The sequence below is a fragment of the Streptomyces sp. NPDC056738 genome (assembly GCF_042790435.1).
Classification (GTDB): Bacteria; Actinomycetota; Actinomycetes; order Streptomycetales; family Streptomycetaceae; genus Streptomyces.
In genome coordinates this window covers 209315-230212 of the sequence record NZ_JBHTZF010000003.1, presented here as the reverse complement: position 1 = coordinate 230212, position 20898 = coordinate 209315, and the positions used below count along the sequence as shown (strand labels likewise).

Genomic DNA, 20898 nt, shown 5'->3' with positions numbered 1-20898 from the left:
CACAGAAGCCGTACAGGAACGGCTTGATCACGGCGACTCAAAACACACCCCATGGAAAAGTCAAGGGATGGTCAAGGAGAGCGGTTCGTCGCGTTTCGGGGTGATGAGCGCGGCGCCGGTCCTGGGGTGCGGCAACACCTCGACCGGCTGCCGGTACACGTCCGTCAACAGCCCGTCGGTGAAGACCTCCACCGGCCGGCCGTGGGCCGCGACACGACCGGCGCACAGAATCGCGACCCGGTGCGCGTAGGCCGCCGCCAGCCCCAGATCGTGCAGCACCACGACCACCGCGTCACCGGCGCGCGCCCTGTCCCGGCACACCCGCAGCACCAACTCCTGGTGCCGCAGGTCGAGTGCGGCGGTCGGCTCGTCGAGCAGCAGCAGCGGAGCGCGCTGCGCGAGCACCCGGGCGAGCGCCACCCGCGCCCGCTCCCCGCCGCTGAGCGCGCCGAACGGGCGGGCCGCGAACGCGGTGACCTCGGTGGCCGCCATCGCCGCGCCGACCGCGGCGTCGTCGTCCCGCCGGACGTGGGCCCAGGGCGCCCGTCCCATCCGGACGACCTCCTCCACGGTGAACGGGAAGGAGAGCGTCGCCGACTGGGGAAGCACCGCCCGCCGCAGGGCGAGTTCGGCGGCGGACCAGTCCCGCACGGGGCGCCCGTGGACCCGTACGACCCCTTCCGCGGCGGGCAGATCGGCCGCCAGCGCGCCCAGCAGGGTCGACTTTCCGGCCCCGTTGGGCCCGACCAGCGCGAGCACCTCGCCCGCGCGGGCGGTGACGTCGACACCGCGCAGCACCTCCCGGCCGCCGAGCCGGACCCGCAGGCCCTCGGCCTCGGCGAGGACGTCACCGGGATCGGGCGCGGACGGCGGCACGGGCCGCACCGAACGCGGGAGCAGCGGGCGCCTGGTGCCGTTGCGTCGAGTGGGTCTCATGCCCAGCCTCCTTGCTTGCGACGGGTCCTGCGCAGCAGCCAGAGGAAGAACGGGCTGCCCAGCAGCGCGGTGAGGACACCGAGGGGGAGTTCGGCCGGCTGCGCGAGGGTCCGGGCGGCGAGGTCGGCCGCGAGCAGTACGGCGGCGCCGCCGAGGGCGCTGCCCGGGATCAGGAAGCGGTGACCGGGTCCGGCCGCCATGCGCAGCAGATGCGGTACGACGAGACCGACGAAGCCGATGATCCCGGACACGCTGACGGCCGCCGCCGTGAGCAGCGCGATGACCAGCACGAGGACGAGCCGCAGCCGTTCGACGTCGACGCCCAGGTGCCGGGCCGGGCGTTCGCCTAGGGCCAGCAGGTCGAGCCGGCGGGCGTACAGCGGTGCCAGCGTCAGGCCGATGGCGGCGCAGGGCAGGACCGCGAGGACCTTCGGCCAGGTCGCCTGGGCCAGCGATCCGAGCTGCCAGAAGGTGATCTGGCTGACGGCGGCGGAGTCCGCGAAGAACAGGAACAGCCCGATCAGGGCGCCGGTGAAGGCGTTCAGGGCGATCCCTGTGAGGATCAGTGTGACGACCTCGGTGCGTCCGCTGGAGCGGGACATCGCGTAGACCAGCAGGACCGCGGCCAGACCCGTGACGAACGCGACGGCCGGGACGGTGAAGGTGCCGAGGAAGTCGAGGCCGAGCGCGATGGCGGCGACGGCGCCGACGGCCGCGCCCGACGAGACGCCGATGACGCCCGGTTCGGCCAGCGGGTTGCCGAACACGCCCTGCATGAGGGCGCCCGCGCAGCCCAGCGAGCCGCCGATGAGCAGCGCGAGCACGATCCGCGGGAAGCGCACGTCCCACAGGACCGACTCCGGGACCCGGTCCAGCGCGGTGCCCCCGAGACCGGCGCGATGCGCGACGGAGGCGAGCACGTCGCCGGTCGGGATCGGATACGCGCCGAGTCCCGCGGCCACGGGGACCAGGACGAGCAGGGCGGCGAGCAGTCCGGCGGTCAGGAGCCAGGGGGTGCCGCGGCGCATCCGTCCGCGGCCGGGAGCGACGGGCGCCTTGCCGGCGACGGAATCCGTATCCGGTTCGGCGGCCGAAGCGGCGACGGCGACCGGTTCGGTGCCGGGTCCGCGAGCCGGTTCGGTGCCGGAATCGGTGCCGGGTCCGCAGGCCGGTTCGGTGCCGGGATCTGTCTCCGGTCCGCGAGCCGGTTCAGGTCCCGGTCCGCGAGCCGGATCGGGTCCCGGTCCGCGAGCCGGATCGGTGGGTGCTTCCGGTGCCGGGCGGTCGAGCGCGGTCATCGGGTCTCCCCGTACAACTGCCGTACCAGCGACTCGAGTACCTGGTCCGTGCGCGGCCCGTAGTTGAGGAGCACCCCGTCCTCGATGGAGACCACCCGCCGGTTCGCCCCGGCCGGGGTCTGTGCCACCCCGGGGATCCTGACGAGCCCGTCGGTCCCGCCGACGGACGCCAGTCCCTTGGACATCACGAGGATCGCGTCGGGCGCGGCCCGCACGAGCGCCTCGGTGGTGATGGCGGTGAAGTCCTTGTCCAGTCCCGACTCGGCCCCCGCGTCGACCGCCCCCGCCGCCTCCAGCAGCGAGGTCGCGCCCGAGCCGCGGCCGCCGATGAGATAGACGGAGGCGGAGCCGCGGAGGTAGAGGAAGGCGACGCGCGGGTGGTCCGCGCGGGCCGGAACCGCCTTGCGCACGGCGGCGATCCGGTCCCGCGACCGCTCGGCCAGCCGCTGTCCCGCCGCCGGTACACCGAGCGCGTCGGCCACCGCCCGGATGCGCGTGCCCACGTCGGCGAGGCCGTGCGCCGGGGCGACGACGAGGACGGGGACACCGGCGTCGCGGATTTGCTGCACGGCCTCGTCCGGTCCGGTCGTCGACTCGGCGAGGACGAGGTCGGGGTGGAGCGAGAGCACGCCCTCGGCGGAGACGTCGTGGTTGCGGGTGACGAGGGGCAGTCTCCTCGCCTGCTCGAAGGTCGCCGTGATGTCGCGGGCCACGACCCGGTCGCCGAGCCCGAGCGTGAAGACGATCTCGCTGAGGCTGCCGGACAGCGGGACGATCCGGTCCGCCTTCTCGACGGTCGTCCTCTTTCCGCCGAACGACCGCACCGTCACTGGGAGTCGGGGCGTTCCGGGGGACGCCAGGGGTTCGACGCGGTCGGTGGCGTCCGACCCGTTCGTCCCGGCCGTCCCGGTCGCCGCCGTCGGAGCGGGGCCGCCGGAGCCCCCGCATCCGGTGAGGGCGAGGGTGAGGGCGAGCGCCGACAGCAGCGCCCCCGCCGTTCGTGTGCGCAAGCGTTGCACTGTCCCGTTGTTCCTCTCGGTCCTCTTCCAGCACGTCCGGTCGATAGTTTAGGTTAGCCTTACCTAAGTCACCAGGGGTTCTTCCGACCCCGGAATCCGGAGGACACCCATGACCGCGCGTTCGAGGGCCCTGGGGGCCGCCGTGGTCTGCGTGGCCGTGCTGGGAGCGCTGCTCACCGCCACCGCCGCGCACGCGACGAGCCGCACGGTGCGGGGCGGCCGGCTCGACTGGGGCATCAAGTCGTCCTTCCAGAGCTATGTCACCGGGCCCATCGCGAAGGGGAGTTACTCCCTCACCGGCGGTGCGGCCACGGTCGGCGCGAGCCGGTTCCGCTTCCACTCCGCCACCGGCTCCTACGACGGCGGCACGGGCGCCTTCACCGCCGCCTACTCCGGCGGAGTCCGCTTCGTGGGACACCGCAAGAGCGACGGCGGCTACGAACTCGACCTCACGATCAGCCGCCCCACCGTCCGCGTCTCCGGCGGTCGCGGCACCCTCTACGTCGACATCACCAGCAAGGCGAAGGGCGCCGGGACGGTCACGACGTCCACGGCGGTGCCCTTCGCCGCCCTCTCCCTCGGCGGCATCGACATGAAGGGCGGCGGCACGGCGGTTCGGCTCGACAACCTCCCGGCCACGCTCACTTCACAGGGCGCCCGGTCCTTCGCCGGCTACTACACGGCGGGCACCGCGCTCGACCCGGTGAGCCTGGTGGCGGACGTGCCGGCCCCGGCCCGGCCGTCGGCCACACCCACCGCCGCGCCCTCCACGTCCCCGGCCAAGAAGGCCGGGAAGGCGGCGGGCGCGATCGAGGACGGAGCCGTCGACTGGGGAGTGCGCCGCACCTTCCGCGAGTACGTCACCGGGCCCGTCGCCGACGGCAGGTGGACGCTGACCGCCGGAGCCCGGGACGGTGGCGCGCTCTTCCGCTTCCCGGACGGCGAGGGCACGTACGACAGGAGGAAGCGCGCCCTGAAGGCCGGGTTCGACGGAACCCTGCACTTCACCGGCCGCCACGGACTCGACCTCCGGCTCGGCGGACTGCGGGTCACCGTCGCCGACGGCAGGGGCACGCTCTACGCCGACGTGACGAGCGCGGACCTCACCGGGAAGAAGGTCCCGCTCGTGACCTTCGCCGCCAAGGATCTGGCACCCAAGGACGGGCTGCTTCAAGTCACCGAAGCGCCGAGCGAGTTGACCGCGAGCGGAGCCAAGGCGTTCGGCGGGATGTACCGCGCGGGCACGCCGATGGACCCCGTGACCCTCTCCATCGCCCTCACGGACGACGCGACGCTCCCCGCCCTGCCCGACCTCGGCGAGTCCGCGTCCCCCTCGCCGGTGCCGAGCACGTCGACCGCACCTGACGCGAAGGCCGCCGCCGCGTCCCGTACCGAGAACGCCGCCGACGGCGGCCCGGTCGGCGGATCGGCCCTGCCGATCGGCCTCGCCGCCGGGACGCTGCTCGCGGCCGCGGCCGCCTTCGGGCTCGTCCGCAGGCGCCGTACCCGCACCGGCTGACCCCGGCGCCCTTCACCCGCCGCCCCCACCTCCTGCCCCCTCCAACCCCTCACCCGCAAACCGGGGTCGCCCCCGGACCCCGCGGACCCCTGAACCCGACCTGACCCGAACTCCCCACCCTGAACCCGACCTGACCCGAACCCCGAGGAGACCCACGACCATGTCCGCCCTTCGCCGCCGCCCTCTCGCACTCGCCGCCGCCGTCGCGGTCGCCCTGGGGGCCGGTGCCCTCGCCGTGACCAGCGCCTCGGCCGCCGAAGCGCCGCTCAAGGACTACGAGTTGACCTGGGGCATCAAGCAGTCCTACCGCTCGTACGTGACCGGGATGGCGGCCGGTTCCTTCACCCCGGCCGGCGGGGCGACGCAGGCGGCCGGCAACGGCCCGTTCACCTTCCCCGACGGCAGCGGGACGTACGACTCCGACACCCACGCCGTACGGCTCGGCTTCGCGGGCGGTCTGAAGATCGCCTCCACGCTGCACGGCTTCGAACTCACCCTGTCGGACGTGAGATTCGACAGCGCGGCGGCCGAGATCACCGCCGATGTGACGAGCGGCGGCACGACGCGGAACGACGTCCCGCTCGCGGACGTCACCGTGACCCGCACGATGACGGACATGGAGACCAGGCTGACGAAGGAGGCGGCCACCGTCCTCGGCAGCGCGAGCTACGAGGGCGCCGCGGGCGACCCCCTCACCGTGACGCAGAAGCCGGCCCCGACCCAGACGCCGTCGCCGACCGGGACGCCGAGCGCGACCCCGTCGTCGACCGCGACGGGCTCCGCGTCCCCGGAACCAACGTCGTCCACGTCCGCCTCCACCTCCCCCTCGGGCTCCCCCTCGTCGTCCGCGTCGCCCTCCGGCCCGGCTTCGGGCAGTGCGAGCCCGAGCGCCTCGGCCTCGGAGACCGGCGCCGCCGCGCGGGGCGAGATAGCGGACGGCACCCTCGGCTGGGGTGTGAAGCAGTCCTTCCGTACGTACGTCGTCGACGGTGCCGCCCAGGGCAGGATCACCGCGTCCGGCGGGGCCACGCAGGCCGCCGGCAACGGCGCCTTCACCTTCCCGGACGCCACCGGCACCTACGACACCGACGCCGACACCCTCTCGGCGTCCTTCAAGGGCGCGGTCAACTTCAAGGGTCATGAGGCGAACGGCAGTTACGGTCTCGACCTCACCCTCAGCGACCTCGGCGTGGAGCTCGACGGCGGCTCCGGCGAGCTGACCGCCGACGTCGACAGCCTCGGCAAGGCCTCCGACGACGTCGTCCTCGCCGAGCTGAGCACGAACACCGCCGACCTGAAGGCGACGGACGAGGTGATCACTCTGGACGGGGTGACCGCCAAGCTCACCAAGGCCGGCGCCGAGGCCTTCGGCGGCTTCTACACCGAGGGCACCGAACTCGACCCGGTCGGCCTCTCGGTGGCGCTGAGCGACGACGCCCAGCTCCCGGACGCAGACGGCGGCTCGGACTCCGGATCCGGTTCCGGGGCGGGCTCGGACGGCTCGGGTACGTCGTCGGGCACCACGGGCGGCACGGGCACGACCGGGTCCACCACGGGCGGGGCCGGCGGTGCGCTGGCCTCCACCGGGTCGGAGCTCCCGGCCGGGGCGCTCGGAGCCGCGGCCGCGGTGACCGTCGCCGCGGGCGCCGGTGTGGTGGTCGCGATGCGCAGGCGGCGGACCGTCCGACCCACCGGACCGGACGGGATCTGACCCCATCGGACCGGACGGGATCTGACCCCATCGGACCGGACAGGACGTGCCCGACCCGGACAGGACGTCTCCGACCGGTCCGATCCCACCCGGACCGCCCGCCTCCGACAGCGTTCCCGATGATCAGGGAGCTTTCGGAGGTGGGCGGTCCGGTTGTGCGGGCCACCGACGAGGCGGATGAATGTTTGAATGCCGGAGTGACTGACTACGACGTGCTGCGGGTCTTCTGCGGACCAGGCGGCGGGTATGGCAATGAGCTCGGTGTCGTGCGCGAGGGCTCGGTGATGCCGGACCGCGCCGAACGGCAGGAGTTCGCAGCGAAACTCGGCTTCAGCGAGACCGTGTTCGTCGACGACCCCGAGCGCGGGGTCATCGACATCTACACCCCTTCGCTGCGGCTGCCGTTCGCCGGACACCCGTGCGTCGGGGTGGGCTGGCTGCTCGACGTGCCCGAACTGGTCACGCCCGCAGGCGTGGTGGGCGTACGGCTGGACGGCGAGTTCAGTTGGATCGAGGCACGGGCCGAGTGGGCACCGCCGAGGACGCTGCGGCGGCACGGGACCGCGGCCGAGGTCGAGGCGCTGGCCGTGCCGCCGTCGGGGGAGTGGATCTACGCCTGGGCCTGGGAGGACGAGGCCGCCGGCCGGGTACGGGCCCGTGCCTTCCCCGGCCGCAACGACGGCATCGAGGAGGACGAGGCCACCGGGGCGGCGGCACTGCTGCTGACCCGGCAGCTCGGCCGGGCCCTCAACATCACCCAGGGCGTCGGTTCCCAGATCCTCACCGCACCACAGCCGGGCGACTGGGTGGAGATGGGCGGCCGAGTCCGCCTGGAACGCTGAAGCGGCACCAACCGATACCGGACCCGGGCCCGCGCCCCTCGGGGCAGGGATCCGCCGGCAACGCCGGGCCCGCGCCCCTCAGGGCCGGGTCGGCGTCGCATCCCGGGCCCACACCCGCGCCCCTCAGGGGCGCGGGGAACTGTGCGACCAGCCCCCACCGGCCGCAGGCGCACGGACGGGGCCAGTCCCTCCCCGGGGGAATTCGGGGGCATAGCCCCCGGAGCACTCCGGCGGTCGAGGGCGGGCGCGGTAACTACCCCGCGCCCGGGGCGACCCTTCACGCGGTGAGCGGAAACTCCTCACCGAGGGCCCTGAACACCCCGGTGTTCAGGGCGAACGCCCGCTTGCACTCCGCCACGATCCGCTGCTTCTCCAGATCGTCGGCCCGGACCCCGTCCAGCAGCTCGCGGTAGCTCCGCTTGAACGCGGCCGGGTTGGAGATGTCCTCGAAGACGTAGAAGCGGACCCCGTCGCCCTTGCGGCTGAAGCCCCAGGTCCGCTCCGCCTTGCCGCGGATGATCTGGCCGCCGGAGAGATCGCCCAGGTAACGCGTGTAGTGGTGGGCCACATAGCCGCCCGGCCACTCACGGGCGCACTCGGTGACCCGGTCCGCGTACGCGCGGGTGGCGGGCAGCGCGGTGAGCGTCTCGCGCCAGTCCGGCCCCCGCAGGTGGGCGAGGTCGCGCTCCAGGGCGGTGCGGCGCAGCAGCTCGGGCCGCAGGAAGGGCCCGGCCACGGGATCGCCGGCCAGCCGCTCGGCCTCCGCCTCCAGCGCCTCGTACACGAACCAGAGCTGCTCGGTGTACCGCGTGTACGCCTCGACGCCGAGCCGGCCGCCGAGCAGGTCGCTCATGAACGTCGAGGTCTCCGCCTCGGTGTGCTGTTCGTGCGACGCGGTGCGGATGAGGGTCGAGAAGGGTGTGCCCGCCGGGTCCGTGGTGTCCGGCGTGCTCGTCGTGTCCGACGCGGTGTGCGACGTGTCCGACGCGTTCATGGGGCCTCCGGAGCCGATGAGGTGGGGCGCGAGCCGTTGCGGGATCAGTCGAATCTTCTATGGTTAGGCTTACCTAAGTCAAGAGCTTTCCCGACGCCCTGTCGGTAAAACCGTACCCCGATCGGCGGCCGGGCCCACATGCGAAAACCCGCCCTGTGGACAGGGCGGGTTCGGTGGTCGCGGCAACTCCCGGCGGTCACGGCAGGGTGAGGATCTCCGCGCCGCTCGCGGTGACGACGAGGGTGTGCTCGAACTGGGCCGTGCGCTTGCGGTCCTTCGTCACGACGGTCCACCCGTCGTCCCACATGTCGTAGTCGTGCGTACCGAGGGTGAGCATGGGCTCGATGGTGAAGGTCATCCCGGGCTGCATGACGGTGGTCGCGTGCGGGTTGTCGTAGTGCGGGACGATCAGCCCGGAGTGGAACGAGGAATTGATCCCGTGCCCGGTGAAGTCACGCACGACCCCGTACCCGAAGCGCTTCGCGTACGACTCGATGACCCGCCCGATGATGTTGATCTGGCGCCCCGGCCTGACCGCCTTGATCGCGCGGTCGAGCGACTCCCGGGTCCGCTCCACGAGGAGGCGCGACTCGTCGTCGACGTCGCCGACCAGGTAGGTCGCGTTGTTGTCGCCGTGCACGCCGCCGATATACGCCGTCACGTCGAGGTTCACGATGTCGCCGTCGCGCAGCACCGTGGAGTCGGGGATGCCGTGGCAGATGACCTCGTTGACCGACGTGCACAGCGACTTCGGGAAGCCGCGGTAGCCGAGGGTCGACGGGTAGGCGCCGTGGTCGCACATGTAGGCGTGCGCCACCCGGTCCAGCTCGTCCGTCGTCACGCCCGGCGCGATGAGCTTCGCGGCCTCGGCCATCGCCTGCGCGGCGATCCGCCCGGCGACCCGCATCGCCTCGATGGTCTCGGGGGTCTGCACCTCCGGTCCGGTGTACGGCGTGGGGGCGGGCTTCCCCACGTACTCGGGACGCCTGATGTTTCCCGGCACGGGGCGGGTGGGAGAAAGCTCCCCTGGTACGAGCAGCGACTGGCCAGACATGGCAGCGAGTCTAACCAGCGGGCATGGGGGAACATGTCTCTGGCGAAAGGAGCTGGTGATGGCCCTGTTCAAGAAGCGGACGGTCGGCAAGCCCGGCGAGTGGTTCTACTGCCTCGAACACAAGAAGGTCGAGGAGGGCCCCGACTGCCCGGGCAAGGACCGTTTCGGCCCGTACGCCACCCGTGGAGAGGCCGAACGCGCGATGGACCTCGCGCGGGAGCGGAACCTCGAATGGGAGACAGACCCGAAGTGGCACGACAAGTCGGACCAGGCCCCGGGCACCGAGGACGACTGAGGCGGCCGCGCCCCGCTACCACCGGTAGGTCGGCGGGGCCGTGAGCTGGTCCGCGAGGCGGGACAGGCGGTCGCGGAGGCGGTGGCGGCCCCGGGGCGAGGGCAGCGCGTTCTCCCCGGCCGCCGCGCTGACCAGATGCTGCACGGTGTCGAGGTCGAGCTCGGGGTCCGGCGGCACCGCGAGCGACTCGTGGGCCAGCGCCGACAGCTCGCCCTCGCCCTGGGACAGGGCGAGCACCGTCGCCCCGGCCCGCCGGGCGTCGTGCACCCGCTCCAGCAGCGCGTCCCCGGGCGCCTGCGGCGTCACCACGAGCAGCGTCTCCCCGCGGCGGGCCGCCTCGATCCGCCCGAGGCCCACCGCCAGGTGAGCCGGGTCCGACTCCCGCGCCCCGTGCCGCACCAGGGTCGGCGACAGCTCCGGCGTGCCCGACCAGGCCGCCTCGTCCACCAGGTGCGCCGCGAGGTGCCAGGGCTCGTACGCCTCGGAACCGACCAGCAGCAGGCCGCCGCCGTGCGACACCACGGACCCCCGCAGGGTTCCCCCGAACCGTCGTGTCGCACCCAGCCATTCGGTCCCGGCAAGCACCTCGCGCAGCAATGCGACCCGTACGGCATCCATGGCCGCATCCTGCCGCAACGGGCCACTCGTGACCCGGAGTTCACCACGAATTCGCCCAAGTTGGGCAGAAGTCCGCACCGACGACCCCACAAGCGACCGCAGCAGGGAGCCGGCCATGACACAGCCGAGCGCAGCGACGGGCACCGGGACGGACGGACCGACCGGCACCGGGACAGGCACGGAGGCGGGTACGGACACGAGCACGGCGGCGGGCGCGGGCACGGGTGCCGGCGCGGTCACCGGCACGGGGGCGGTCGCCGACACGGCGGTGAGCGTTCCCTTCCGCGGCGGGCGCGAGGGCTACGCCAGCTTCCGGATCCCCGCCGTCGTCGCCACCCGCAGCGGCACCCTGCTGGCGTTCTGCGAGGGCCGGGTCGGCTCCGCCAAGGACCACGGACACATCGACATCGTGCTCAAGCGGTCCATGGACGGCGGCCGGACCTGGGGCCCGCTCCAGGTCGTCGCGAACAACGGCACCGACCTCGCCGGCAACCCCGCGCCCGTCACCCTCGACACCGGCCGCGTCCTGCTCGTCCACGTCCGCAGCGCCGCCTCCGCCACCGAGGACGCCCTGCTGCGCGGCAAGGTGAAGGCCGCCGACGGCCGTCGCGTCTGGGTGCAGCACAGCGACGACGAGGGACGCACCTGGTCCGCCCCCAAGGAGATCACCGCACAGGTGAAGAAGGCGGGCTGGCGCTGGTACGCCACCACACCCGGGCACGCCCTCCAGCTCGGCTCCGGCCGGGTGGTCGTCCCCGGCAACCACACCCTGCCGCCCACCGGCACCGACAACGGCACCGAGGCGAAGTACAACAGCGGGCACTGTCTGCTCAGCGACGACCGCGGGGCCACCTGGTACCTCGGCTACATCGACGAGAACACCAACGGATACATCAACGCCAACGAGACCACCGCCGCCGAACTCCCCGACGGCCGCGTCTACTTCAACACCCGCAACGACTCCCCGTCGCCCGGCAACCGCGCCGACGCCCACTCCCTGGACGGCGGCAGAACCCTGGTCAAGCCCTTCCGCCCGCAGGCCGGGCTCGTCACCCCGGTCGTCCAGGGCAGCCTGCTCCAGCTCCGCGACCCGGACCTGCTCCTGTACTCCGGGCCCGCCGACCCCGAGTTCCGCGCCCTGATGACGGTCCGCGTCTCGGCCGACGGAGGCACCACCTGGCGGTCCGCGCACACCGTGGACGGACTGCCCGCCGCGTACTCCGACCTGGTCCGCGTCGACACCGACACGGTCGGACTCCTCTACGAGACGGGCGACTTCGGCGCGTACGAGACGATCACCTTCCGGCGTGTCCCGGTGACCGCGCTCGGGTGACCGTCCTCACCCGCGGAGCTCGGCCGCCCCGGGCGCCCCGGCGCGGCCCGCGCACGTAAAGTCGGCCCATGACCTCTACTGACAGTGCACAGAAGGCCCCCGCCAAGGACCCCTGGGACCTGCCCGACGTGTCCGGGCTCGTTGTCGGCGTGCTCGGCGGCACCGGTCCGCAGGGCAAGGGCCTCGCCTACCGGCTCGCCAAGGCGGGCCAGAAGGTGATCATCGGCTCGCGCGCCGCCGACCGCGCGCAGGCCGCCGCCGACGAACTCGGCAACGGTGTGGAGGGCGCCGACAACGCGGAGACCGCGCGGCGCAGCGACATCGTGATCGTCGCCGTGCCGTGGGAGGGTCACGGCAAGACCCTCGAATCGCTGCGCGAGGAGCTGGCCGGAAAGCTCGTCGTCGACTGCGTCAACCCGCTCGGCTTCGACAAGCAGGGCGCCTACGCGCTGAAGCCGGAGGAGGGCAGTGCCGCCGAACAGGCCGCCGCCCTGCTGCCGGGCTCCCGGGTCACCGCGGCCTTCCACCACCTCTCCGCCGTGCTGCTCGCCGACCCGGAGATCGAGGAGATCGACACCGACGTGATGGTCCTCGGCGAGGAGCGGGCGGACGTCGAGATCGTCCAGGCCCTCGCGGGCCGCATCCCCGGCATGCGGGGCGTGTTCTCCGGCCGGCTGCGCAACGCGCACCAGGTGGAGGCCCTGGTCGCCAACCTGATCTCGGTGAACCGCCGCTACAAGGCACACGCCGGCCTGCGGGTCACGGACGTATAGGCCGCGCGGGACACACGGGCCGCGGTCACGGACGTGCGGGTGCGGGTGACCGGACGCACGGGGCGCCGTCGACCGACGTACCGGGCGCGGGCCACCGACGTACGGGGCGTGGGTGGCGGACGTGCGGGGTGCGTGGGGGACACTGATGCGAAGCAGTGTCCCCCCGACAGGAGCCGACCCCATGCCCCGCCTCGCTCTCTACGCCCTCGCCGTCTGTGTCCTCTCCGTGGCCGCGGCCGTCGTCTCGTTCGTCCAGGGAAGCTGGCTGGGCATCGTATGGGTGCTGCTGGCGGGCCTGTCCTCGAACATGACCTGGTACTACGCGCGGCGCGGCAGGGCGTAGCGACCGGCGGGGACGGCGGTCCCGGCCCGCCCGGTCACGACTTCAGGCAGATGTCGTTGTTCGGCTCCCAGAAGCGGTAGAGCCACTGTCCGCAGTCGCTGTCGCGGCCGTCGATGCCGAGGCCGCCCAGGATCGTGTCGATCAGGTGGAAGAACTCCCGGTTCACCGAGGGGATCCACAGCAGCGCGAACACCGCGAGCAGTCCGAACGGCGCGAAGGGCTCGACCTGACGGCGGACGCCGTACGACAGCCAGGGCTCGATCACGCCGTAGCCGTCCAGGCCCGGGACCGGCAGGAAGTTCAGGATCGCCGCCGTGACCTGGAGCAGCGCCAGGAACGCCAGCGCGTAGCGGAAGGCGTCCGGGACGCCGTCCAGGGCGTGCAGCCAGAACGGCGCCGTGCACACGACGGCGAACAGCACGTTCGTCAGCGGGCCCGCGGCGGAGACCAGACTGTGCTTCCAGCGGCCGTGGATGCGGCCCCGCTCGATGAAGACCGCCCCGCCCGGCAGACCGATCCCGCCCATGATCACGAAGATCACGGGCAGCACGATGCTCAGCAGGGCGTGGGTGTACTTCAGCGGGTTCAGGGTCAGATAGCCCTTGGCGCCGATCGAGATGTCACCGCTGTGCAGGGCGGTGCGGGCGTGCGCGTACTCGTGCAGGCACAGCGAGACGACCCAGGCCGCCGTCACGAACAGGAACACGGCCACACCGGGCTGCTCGGCGAACCCGGTCCACGTCGCCCAGCCGGTCACCCCCATGACGGCCGCGATCCCGACGAAGACGGGGCTGATCCTCCGGTCGCTGCGGCGGGTCGCGGCGGTGGTCATGGGGCTCCCTGGACTGGCTGGGCTGACGACGGGTGTACTCGGGCCTGCCCGACCGTACCGGGCTCACACGGAAAACGTCTCGCCATCGGCTATCGGTTCCGGGGAGGGTGGGGGAACGGGGGCAGCGGTCCCGAGCGGTTCGACCGGGGCCCGGGGCGGAGTCCCGCCCGAACTCCCCGTACCCGCCCCCCGCACCTGACATGACCAGAGACAATGGACCCCGTGCGCTATCGCATCCTCGGCACCACCCAGGCACTCCGCCCCGACGGCACGCCCGTCCCGGTCGGCGGGGCGCGGCTGCGCGCCCTGCTCACCGTGCTCGCCCTGCGGCCCGGACGGACCGTCTCCGCGGCCGTCCTGGTCGACGAGGTCTGGGACGGCGACCCGCCCGCCGACGCCCCCGGCGCGCTGCAGGCGCTCGTCGGGCGGCTGCGCAGGGCGCTCGGCGCGGGCGCGGTCGAGTCGGTCGAGGGCGGCTACCGGCTGGCGGCGGTGGCCGAGGACGTCGACCTGCACCGTTTCGAGCGGCTGGCGGGCGAGGGAACCCGTGCCCTCGCCGACGGCGATCCGGCCAAGGCCGCCGCCGCCCTGGACGACGCCCTGGCACTGTGGCACGGCCCCGCCCTCGCCGACCTTCCGGACCGCACGGCCGAGTCGGCCCGCTGGGAGACCCGCCGGCTCGACGTCCGGCGCGCCCGGCTCGCCGCGGCCCTGGCCCTCGGCGACGCCGAGCAGGCCCTGCCCGAGCTCACCGCCCTCTGCGATCTGCACCCGCTCGACGAGCCGCTGCACGTCCTGCGGCTGCGGGCGCTGCGCGACGCGGGCCGGCCCGCCGAGGCCCTCGCCGCCTACGAATCCGTACGCACCCTCCTCGCCGACCGTCTGGGCTCGGACCCGGGCCCCGAACTGCGCTCCCTGCACAGCGAGCTGCTGAACGGCCCCGGGGACCGTCCCGGAGCCCACGGTTCCGTGGCCCGGAGCGCCTTCGGGTCCTTCGAGGGTTCCGGGACCGTGAACGGGCCTGAGGCCTGGGACGGTCTTGGTCCTCGGGCGGGTTCCGGGTCTCGGGAACGGTCCGGGTCCGGCGGGAGGGTCGAGACCGGCGGTAGGGCCAAGACCGGTGGGGCAGGCGGGCACGGTGGGCGTTCCGGTGCCGGAGTTCTGGCCTCCGGAACCTCGGCCGCGGCCTCCGCGTCAGCCCATGGCTCCCACTCCCCGGCCGCCGACCCCGCCACCGCGCCCGCGCCGCCCGTGGGCCGCGGTTCCGGCGCGTTCGCCCGCCCCGGCGCCCCGGGCACCGGTCCCGCCGGACACCCGGTACCGGAAGTCCCCCGCCCCTCCGGGGACCGGGCCGGGCGGGCCCCGGACCCGGCGTCGGACCCGCACGTCCGCCCCGTCGTCCCGCCGCCGCCCGGCAACCTCCGGGCCCGGCTCACGTCCTTCGTGGGGCGGGAGAAAGACATCGATGCCATCCGGGGCGACCTCTCCACGGCCCGGCTCGTGACCCTGCTCGGGCCCGGCGGGGCGGGCAAGACCCGGCTGTCGCAGGAGGCGGCCGAGGCCCTGGCACCCGCGCCGCGGGACGGCGTGTGGTTGGCCGAGCTGGCGCCGGTGGACGACCCGAAGGCCGTCCCCGAGGCCGTCCTGACCGCCGTCGGCGCCCGCGAGACCGTCCTGCGCGGCGCCGGTGCCGAGGAGATGCGCGCCGTGGCCGACCGGCACGACGACCCGCTCACCCGGCTCGCCGAACACTGCGCCAAACGCCGGATGCTGATCGTCCTCGACAACTGCGAACACGTCGTCGACGCCGCCGCACACCTCGCCGAGGCCCTGCTCGAACGCTGCCCCGGCGTGACCGTCCTGGCCACCAGCCGTGAACCCCTCGGCGTGCCGGGGGAGTTGCTGCGCCCGGTGGACCCGCTGCCGGAGCCCTCCGCGCTGCGGCTGCTCGCCGACCGGGGAGCAGCCGCCCGGCCCGGCTTCCGCGTCGAGGACGACCCCGAGGCGGCGGCCGAGATCTGCCGGCGTCTCGACGGCCTCCCACTGGCCATCGAACTCGCCGCCGCCCGGCTGCGGATGCTCACCCCGCGCCAGATCGCCGACCGGCTCGACGACCGGTTCCGGCTGCTGACCTCGGGCAGCCGTACGGTGCTGCCCCGCCAGCAGACCCTGCGCGCCGTCGTCGACTGGTCCTGGGATCTGCTCGACGAGGCCGAACGGGACACCCTCGGACGGCTGTCGGTGTTCGCGGGCGGCTGCGACCTGGCCGCCGCCGAGTCCGTCTGCGGTCCGGCCGCGCTGGACGTCCTCGGCTCGCTCGTCGACAAGTCCCTGGTCGTCGCGGCCCCTTCGGGCGAGGGGGACACCGAGATGCGCTACCGGCTGCTGGAGACGGTCGCCGAGTACGCGCGCGAACGCCTCGACGAGTCCGGCGCCCGCGAGGCCACGGAGCGCGCCCACCTCACGTACTACCGCGAACTCGCCCGCACCACCGACCCGTTGCTGCGCGGCCCGGGCCAGCGCGCCGCGATCGACCGCATCGAGCGCGAGTACGAGAACCTGCGCACCGCCCTGCGGCACGCCGTCGCCGAGCGCGACGAGCAGGAGGCGCTGTGCATGGTCCACTCGCTGGCCTGGTACTGGCAGATCCGCGACCAGCGCGTCGACGCCCGGGCCTGGTCCATGGAGGTCATGACCCTCGGACCCGACCCCTTCGCCCCGCCCGTGCGGCCGGCCACCCCGCTGTACGAGCGCTGCACGGACTTCCCGCCGCCCATGCGCGAGGAGGTCCTCCAGGAGGCCCGGCGCGGTGTCCACCTCGTCCATCTCGCCTACATGGACATGGACATGGGCGCCTGGCAGACCCCGCAGGCCCAGGAGAAGCTCCGCGCGATCAGCATGACGTACGAGCCGGGCATGCCGCAGACCTGCCGTACCCCCGGCTACCTCTGGTTCTACGCCGTGCTGCTCACCGGCACGATGGAGCGGTTCACCGAGGTGATCAACAAGACGGTCAGCACCTGCCGCGAACTCGGCTACGACTGGGAGCTGGCCACCTCCCTGCAGATGCGCGCCAACATCCTCGCCAACCGCGCCGACATGGCCGGCGACGCCACCGTGGACGCCGACGAGGCCCTGGAGCTCTTCGGACGCCTCGGGGACGCGTGGGGCGCCGCCGAATCGCTCTCCGCGCGCGGGGAGGCCCATGAGCGCAAGGGCGACTTCCGGGCCGCCGCGGCGGACTACGCGGAGGCAGCGGAGTACGCCGAGCGGCTCGGCGCACGCGCCCAGACGGCGGTGCTCAGCGTCCGGCTCGGCAGCATGTACATGGAGCTGGGGGAGGCCGAGCGCGGCGAGCGGATGATCCGCGGCGTCCTCGCGACCGGGCACGGCGCCCACAACGAGGCCATGCCGGCGGCCCATCTCTTCCTCGCGACCTGGCTCGGCCGCACCGGCAGGACCGACGAGGCGCGCGAGCAGATACGGCTGCTCCGCCAGGACTTCGGGGCCGCCTCCTTCGTCCTGTTCGACGGGTTCATGCTCGGGGTGGAGGCCTGGCTGGACGCGATCGACGGGCGGTGCGAGAGCGCCCTGGACAAGGTGCGCCGGGCGCTGAACGCCGTGGACCGGCTGTCGCGGATGATCGCCCCGCACATGCCCTCCGCCCATCTGACCACGGCCGCCATCGCCCTGAACGGTCTGGACGGCGGCGGTCGCGCGACGGACGCGGCCCGTCTCCTCGGCGCCGCGGACGCCCTGCTGCTGCCGGGCCACGTTCCCGGTCCCATGGAGGTGGAGACGCGTGAGCAGGCCGAGTCGGGCGCGCGGGCCCTGCTCGGCGACGCGGCGTTCGAGGCGGCGCACGCGGAGGGCGGTGGCCTCTCCCTGGAGGAGGCCACCGCCCTCGTCTGAGGCGCGGACGCGAACCGGCGCTCCCCGGCCCCGGTCGGCGGGGCCGGGTCCGTGCCCGGACGTCAGCTCTTGGTGCGGAACTTGTGGATGGCGACGGGCGCCATCACCAGGGTGAGGGCCAGCGACCAGGCGAGCGTCACCCACAGGCCGTGCGCGACCGGACCGCCCACCATCAGCCCGCGTGCCGCGTCCGCGAGGGAGGACAGCGGGTTGTACTCGGTGAAGTTCTGCAGCCAGCCCGGCATCGACTTGGTCGGCGCGAAGATCGACGAGCCGAACTGGAGCGGCATCAGCACCAGGAAGCCCATCGCCTGCACGGACTGCGCGCTCTTCATGATCACGCCGAGGGTGAGGAACACCCACATGAGGGCCGAACCGAAGATGGCCGACAGGCCCACCGAGGCGAACAGACCGGGCCAGTTGGTGATGTGGAAGCCGACCAGGACACCGACGATCATGAGGATCGCGGTCGCGATCAGCATCCGCATCACCTCGACCGCGATCTTGGCGAACAGCACCGAGCCGCGCCCGATCGGCAGGGACCGGAACCGGTCCATCACACCGGAGTTGAAGTCGGTGTTGAAGCCCGTGCCCACTCCCTGGGCCATGTTCATGCCCATCATGGCCATCAGGCCGGGCACGACGTACTGGACGTACGCCTCCTGTCCGCCGCCGAGCGACTGCCCGATGGAGCCGCCGAAGACGTAGACGAACAGCAGCGTGAAGATGACCGGGAACAGGATCGCGTCGAACATCGACTCCGGGTCCTGGCGGATCCACAGCAGATTGCGGCGGATCAGCGCGCCGGTGTGGCGGGCGTGCGCGCGGAGCGAGATGCGGGGGTCGGCCTCGATGGTGAGGGGGGCTTCGACGGTGGCGGTACTCATGCGGAGACCTCCTCGTAGGCGCGGGCGGGGGTCTCGTCCTGCGGGGCACTGGCCTTGTGGCCGGTGAGGGAGAGGAACACCTCGTCCAGACTGGGCAGTTCGGTGGAGATGGAGGCGATGGTGATGCCGCGCGCGGTGACCGCGCCGACGACGGCGGTGAGCTGCTCGTCGCTCAGGATCGGGACCAGGACGCTGCCGGTCTCGGCGTCCACGATCGTCGTGGCGAGGCCGGTGAGCCCCATCTCGTCGAACATCGCGGCCAGCGGGCGCAGTTGCAGCGGGTCCACCGGGCGGATCCGCAGCGTCCGGCCGCCGACGCGGGCCTTCAGCTCGTCGATCCGGCCGCTGGCGATGACCTTGCCGCGGTCGATGACCGTCAGCTCGGAGGCGAGCTGCTCGGCCTCCTCCATGTACTGGGTGGTGAGCAGCACGGTGACGCCGTCGGCGACCATGCGCTTGACCTCCTGCCACACCTCGTTGCGGGTGCGCGGGTCGAGGCCGGTCGTCGGCTCGTCCAGATACAGCACGGCCGGGCTGCCGATCATGGAGGCGGCGAGGTCGAGCCGGCGGCGCATACCGCCGGAGTACGTCGACGCCGGGCGCTTGGCGGCCTCGGTGAGGGAGAAGCGCTCCAGGAGCTCGTCGGCGCGCCGGCGGGCCTCCTTGCGGGGCAGGTCGAGCAGCCGCCCGATCATGTAGAGGTTCTCCCAGCCGGGGAGCTTCTCGTCGACGGAGGCGTACTGGCCGGTGAGGCCGATCACCCGGCGGAGCTGCCGGGGCTGCTTCAGCACGTCGAAGCCGGCGACCGTGGCCGTGCCGGCGTCGGGGGTGATGAGGGTGGACAGGCAGCGGACGAGGGTGGTCTTGCCGGCGCCGTTGGGTCCCAGTACGCCGAGGACGGTGCCCTCGCGCACTTCCAGGTCGACCCCGTCCAGCGCCTTGGTCTCGCCGTAGTGCTTGACCAGCCCCCGTACGGTGACGGCGCTGCGGCCGGTCGCAGCTTGCCGGGGCGTGTTGTCGATTCGCGTCATGTCCATCAAGGTGCCAGCCGCCACCGACAAACGACCGACAGGCCGCCTACAGAATCCGAGCGTTACCGATAGGTCGTCGACAGTCGGCCGACAAGAACGCGAACAACGCCGACAACCCGCCTACAGGACGGACCGGACGGACGGAACCGGCAGGACGGGCGGGGCGGACGAGGCTGGAGGCGGGGTGCGGGGGCCTCCCGCCGACAGGACGCGAGAACGGCGACAACCCGCGGGCAGGACGCGAGAACGGCGACAACCCGCCGACGGGGGAAGATCGGCGGGTTGTCTACGGTGCCGCAGTGGCTCAGAGCCCCGGAACCCGGGGTGTCAGTGGACGGAGTGCTCCTCCAGCGGGAAGTTCCCGCCGACGACGTCCTCGGCGAACGCCTTCGCCGCGTCGCCCATGACGGCGCGCAGGTCGGCGTACTGCTTGACGAACTTCGGCACCTTGCCGCCGGTCAGACCGAGCATGTCGGTCCACACCAGGACCTGGGCGTCGGTCTCGGGGCCCGCGCCGATGCCGACCGTCGGGATGTGCAGGGTGCGCGTGACCTCGCCGGCGAGCTCCGCCGGGACCAGTTCGAGGACGACGGCGAAGGCGCCCGCGTCCTGGACCGCCTTGGCGTCCCGCAGAAGCTGGTGCGCGGCCTCCTCGCCCCGGCCCTGGACGCGGTAGCCCATGGCGTTCACGGACTGCGGGGTCAGGCCGATGTGCGCCATCACCGGGATGCCGGACTCCACCAGCAGCTCGATCTGGCGGTGCGAGCGCTCGCCGCCCTCCAGCTTCACCGCGCCCACCCCGGCCTCCTTGACCAGGCGGGTCGCCGAGCGCAGCGCCTGCACCGGGCCTTCCTGGTAGGAACCGAAGGGCAGGTCGCCGACGATCAGGGCCCGGCTGGTGCCGCGGACGACCGCGGCGGACAGCATGGTCATCTCGTCCAGGGTCACCGGGACGGTCGTCTCGTAGCCCAGGTGGCAGTTGCCGGCCGAGTCGCCGACGAGCATGACCGGGATGCCGGCCTCGTCGAAGACGGACGCGGTCATCGCGTCGTAGGCGGTGAGCATGGGCCACTTCTCGCCGCGCTCCTTGGCGGCGGTGATGTCGCGCACCGTGATACGGCGGGTGCTCTTGCCCCCGTACAGCGCCTTGCTGCCGGTGGCCTTGAGGACACCCTCCGCAGGCTGCTTCTGGGCAGCCGAAAGCTGCGTCATCGCAACGGCTCCTTATGTCATCTCGAGGCACCCTGACGGCGTCCCCGGATCACCTCCATGGTGGCACCTCGTGCTACGCGCGGCTAGACCGGGCCCGCCGGACGCGGTGTCGTTCACGCCACGCCGCGCCCCTCCATGCCACGCCCCTCCATGCCAAGCCACTCCGCGTCGCGCTTCCGCCCGTCCGCCGGTACCTGTCCGTCCGCCGGCCCCGTCCGTCCGCCGGCCCTTGCTCATCCGCCGGCCCCGTCCGCCCGAAGGCCCGCAGCGCCCGTCTCCGTCCGAAGGC

At 73.1% G+C, this 20898-nt stretch carries 18 protein-coding genes; 8 read left to right on the top strand and 10 right to left on the bottom strand.

Annotation, left to right across the window (positions count from 1 at the left end; translation table 11 throughout):
* Window positions 1-60: 60 nt before the first annotated feature.
* From ACFRIC_RS08385 to ACFRIC_RS08375, 3 genes are all read right to left on the bottom strand, one after another.
* Entirely contained in the window at window positions 61-936 is an 876-nt protein-coding gene (locus ACFRIC_RS08385) for a heme ABC transporter ATP-binding protein (protein WP_382781369.1), read from the bottom strand.
* Window positions 933-1964 (bottom strand): FecCD family ABC transporter permease, encoded by a 1032-nt coding sequence (locus ACFRIC_RS08380; RefSeq protein WP_382782735.1) that lies wholly within the window; start codon window positions 1962-1964, stop codon window positions 933-935. Before ACFRIC_RS08380 ends, ACFRIC_RS08385 begins: the two co-directional genes overlap by 4 nt.
* 266 nt (window positions 1965-2230) lie before the next feature.
* On the bottom strand, window positions 2231-3244 hold the full coding sequence (locus ACFRIC_RS08375) for a hemin ABC transporter substrate-binding protein (protein WP_382781367.1): 1014 nt from the start codon (window positions 3242-3244) through the stop codon (window positions 2231-2233).
* Between the two features lie 118 nt (window positions 3245-3362).
* On the opposite strand from ACFRIC_RS08375, the gene ACFRIC_RS08370 reads away from it, so the two are divergent.
* From ACFRIC_RS08370 to ACFRIC_RS08360, 3 genes are all read left to right on the top strand, one after another.
* The gene (locus ACFRIC_RS08370; protein WP_382781364.1) at window positions 3363-4772 is read left to right on the top strand and encodes an HtaA domain-containing protein; all 1410 of its coding nucleotides are present in this window, start codon (window positions 3363-3365) and stop codon (window positions 4770-4772) included.
* Between the two features lie 160 nt (window positions 4773-4932).
* Window positions 4933-6483 carry an HtaA domain-containing protein gene (locus ACFRIC_RS08365; RefSeq protein WP_382781361.1) on the top strand — a complete coding sequence of 517 codons (1551 nt, stop codon included), beginning with the start codon at window positions 4933-4935 and terminating at the stop codon, window positions 6481-6483.
* Window positions 6484-6680: 197 nt separating this feature from the next.
* Window positions 6681-7325, top strand: a complete 645-nt coding sequence (locus ACFRIC_RS08360; RefSeq protein ID WP_382781360.1) for a PhzF family phenazine biosynthesis protein — start codon at window positions 6681-6683, stop codon at window positions 7323-7325.
* A 277-nt stretch (window positions 7326-7602) separates the two neighbouring features.
* On the opposite strand, the gene ACFRIC_RS08355 is transcribed toward ACFRIC_RS08360, so the two are convergent.
* Together ACFRIC_RS08355 and map are read right to left on the bottom strand one after the other, a co-directional pair.
* Complete coding sequence (locus tag ACFRIC_RS08355) at window positions 7603-8319, bottom strand: heme oxygenase (biliverdin-producing) (protein ID WP_382781357.1); 717 nt, start codon at window positions 8317-8319, stop codon at window positions 7603-7605.
* A 196-nt stretch (window positions 8320-8515) separates the two neighbouring features.
* Window positions 8516-9373 carry a type I methionyl aminopeptidase gene (gene map / locus ACFRIC_RS08350; RefSeq protein ID WP_382781355.1) on the bottom strand — a complete coding sequence of 286 codons (858 nt, stop codon included), beginning with the start codon at window positions 9371-9373 and terminating at the stop codon, window positions 8516-8518.
* Between the two features lie 58 nt (window positions 9374-9431).
* Here map and ACFRIC_RS08345 point away from each other — a divergent pair, with 58 nt between their 5' ends.
* Window positions 9432-9668: a hypothetical protein gene (locus ACFRIC_RS08345; RefSeq protein WP_382781352.1), complete on the top strand. Its 237-nt coding sequence runs from the start codon at window positions 9432-9434 to the stop codon at window positions 9666-9668.
* Between the two features lie 15 nt (window positions 9669-9683).
* Here the strand turns inward: ACFRIC_RS08345 and ACFRIC_RS08340 are convergent, their stop codons facing one another.
* On the bottom strand, window positions 9684-10286 hold the full coding sequence (locus ACFRIC_RS08340) for a hypothetical protein (protein WP_382781349.1): 603 nt from the start codon (window positions 10284-10286) through the stop codon (window positions 9684-9686).
* A gap of 115 nt (window positions 10287-10401) precedes the next feature.
* On the opposite strand from ACFRIC_RS08340, the gene ACFRIC_RS08335 reads away from it, so the two are divergent.
* The 3 genes from ACFRIC_RS08335 to ACFRIC_RS08325 all read left to right on the top strand — a co-directional run bounded on the left by ACFRIC_RS08335 (window position 10402) and on the right by ACFRIC_RS08325 (window position 12735).
* Complete coding sequence (locus ACFRIC_RS08335; RefSeq protein ID WP_382781346.1) at window positions 10402-11619, top strand: exo-alpha-sialidase; 1218 nt, start codon at window positions 10402-10404, stop codon at window positions 11617-11619.
* 68 nt (window positions 11620-11687) lie between these two features.
* Window positions 11688-12392 carry an NADPH-dependent F420 reductase gene (npdG, locus tag ACFRIC_RS08330; protein ID WP_355762364.1) on the top strand — a complete coding sequence of 235 codons (705 nt, stop codon included), beginning with the start codon at window positions 11688-11690 and terminating at the stop codon, window positions 12390-12392.
* 181 nt (window positions 12393-12573) lie between these two features.
* Window positions 12574-12735 (top strand): hypothetical protein, encoded by a 162-nt coding sequence (locus ACFRIC_RS08325; protein WP_167455616.1) that lies wholly within the window; start codon window positions 12574-12576, stop codon window positions 12733-12735.
* Window positions 12736-12769: 34 nt separating this feature from the next.
* Here ACFRIC_RS08325 and ACFRIC_RS08320 read toward each other — a convergent pair whose 3' ends face one another.
* Window positions 12770-13567 carry a site-2 protease family protein gene (locus ACFRIC_RS08320; RefSeq protein ID WP_382781341.1) on the bottom strand — a complete coding sequence of 266 codons (798 nt, stop codon included), beginning with the start codon at window positions 13565-13567 and terminating at the stop codon, window positions 12770-12772.
* Between the two features lie 213 nt (window positions 13568-13780).
* Between ACFRIC_RS08320 and ACFRIC_RS08315 the strand changes: the two genes are divergently transcribed.
* Window positions 13781-17479, top strand: a complete 3699-nt coding sequence (locus ACFRIC_RS08315) for a BTAD domain-containing putative transcriptional regulator (RefSeq protein WP_382781338.1) — start codon at window positions 13781-13783, stop codon at window positions 17477-17479.
* 62 nt (window positions 17480-17541) lie between these two features.
* Here ACFRIC_RS08315 and ACFRIC_RS08310 read toward each other — a convergent pair whose 3' ends face one another.
* From ACFRIC_RS08310 to panB, 3 genes are all read right to left on the bottom strand, one after another.
* Window positions 17542-18366, bottom strand: a complete 825-nt coding sequence (locus tag ACFRIC_RS08310) for an ABC transporter permease (RefSeq protein WP_382781335.1) — start codon at window positions 18364-18366, stop codon at window positions 17542-17544.
* Window positions 18363-19397 (bottom strand): ATP-binding cassette domain-containing protein, encoded by a 1035-nt coding sequence (locus ACFRIC_RS08305; RefSeq protein ID WP_382781332.1) that lies wholly within the window; start codon window positions 19395-19397, stop codon window positions 18363-18365. Before ACFRIC_RS08305 ends, ACFRIC_RS08310 begins: the two co-directional genes overlap by 4 nt.
* 327 nt (window positions 19398-19724) lie before the next feature.
* Window positions 19725-20609: a 3-methyl-2-oxobutanoate hydroxymethyltransferase gene (panB, locus tag ACFRIC_RS08300; RefSeq protein WP_382781329.1), complete on the bottom strand. Its 885-nt coding sequence runs from the start codon at window positions 20607-20609 to the stop codon at window positions 19725-19727.
* Window positions 20610-20898 lie beyond the last annotated feature (289 nt).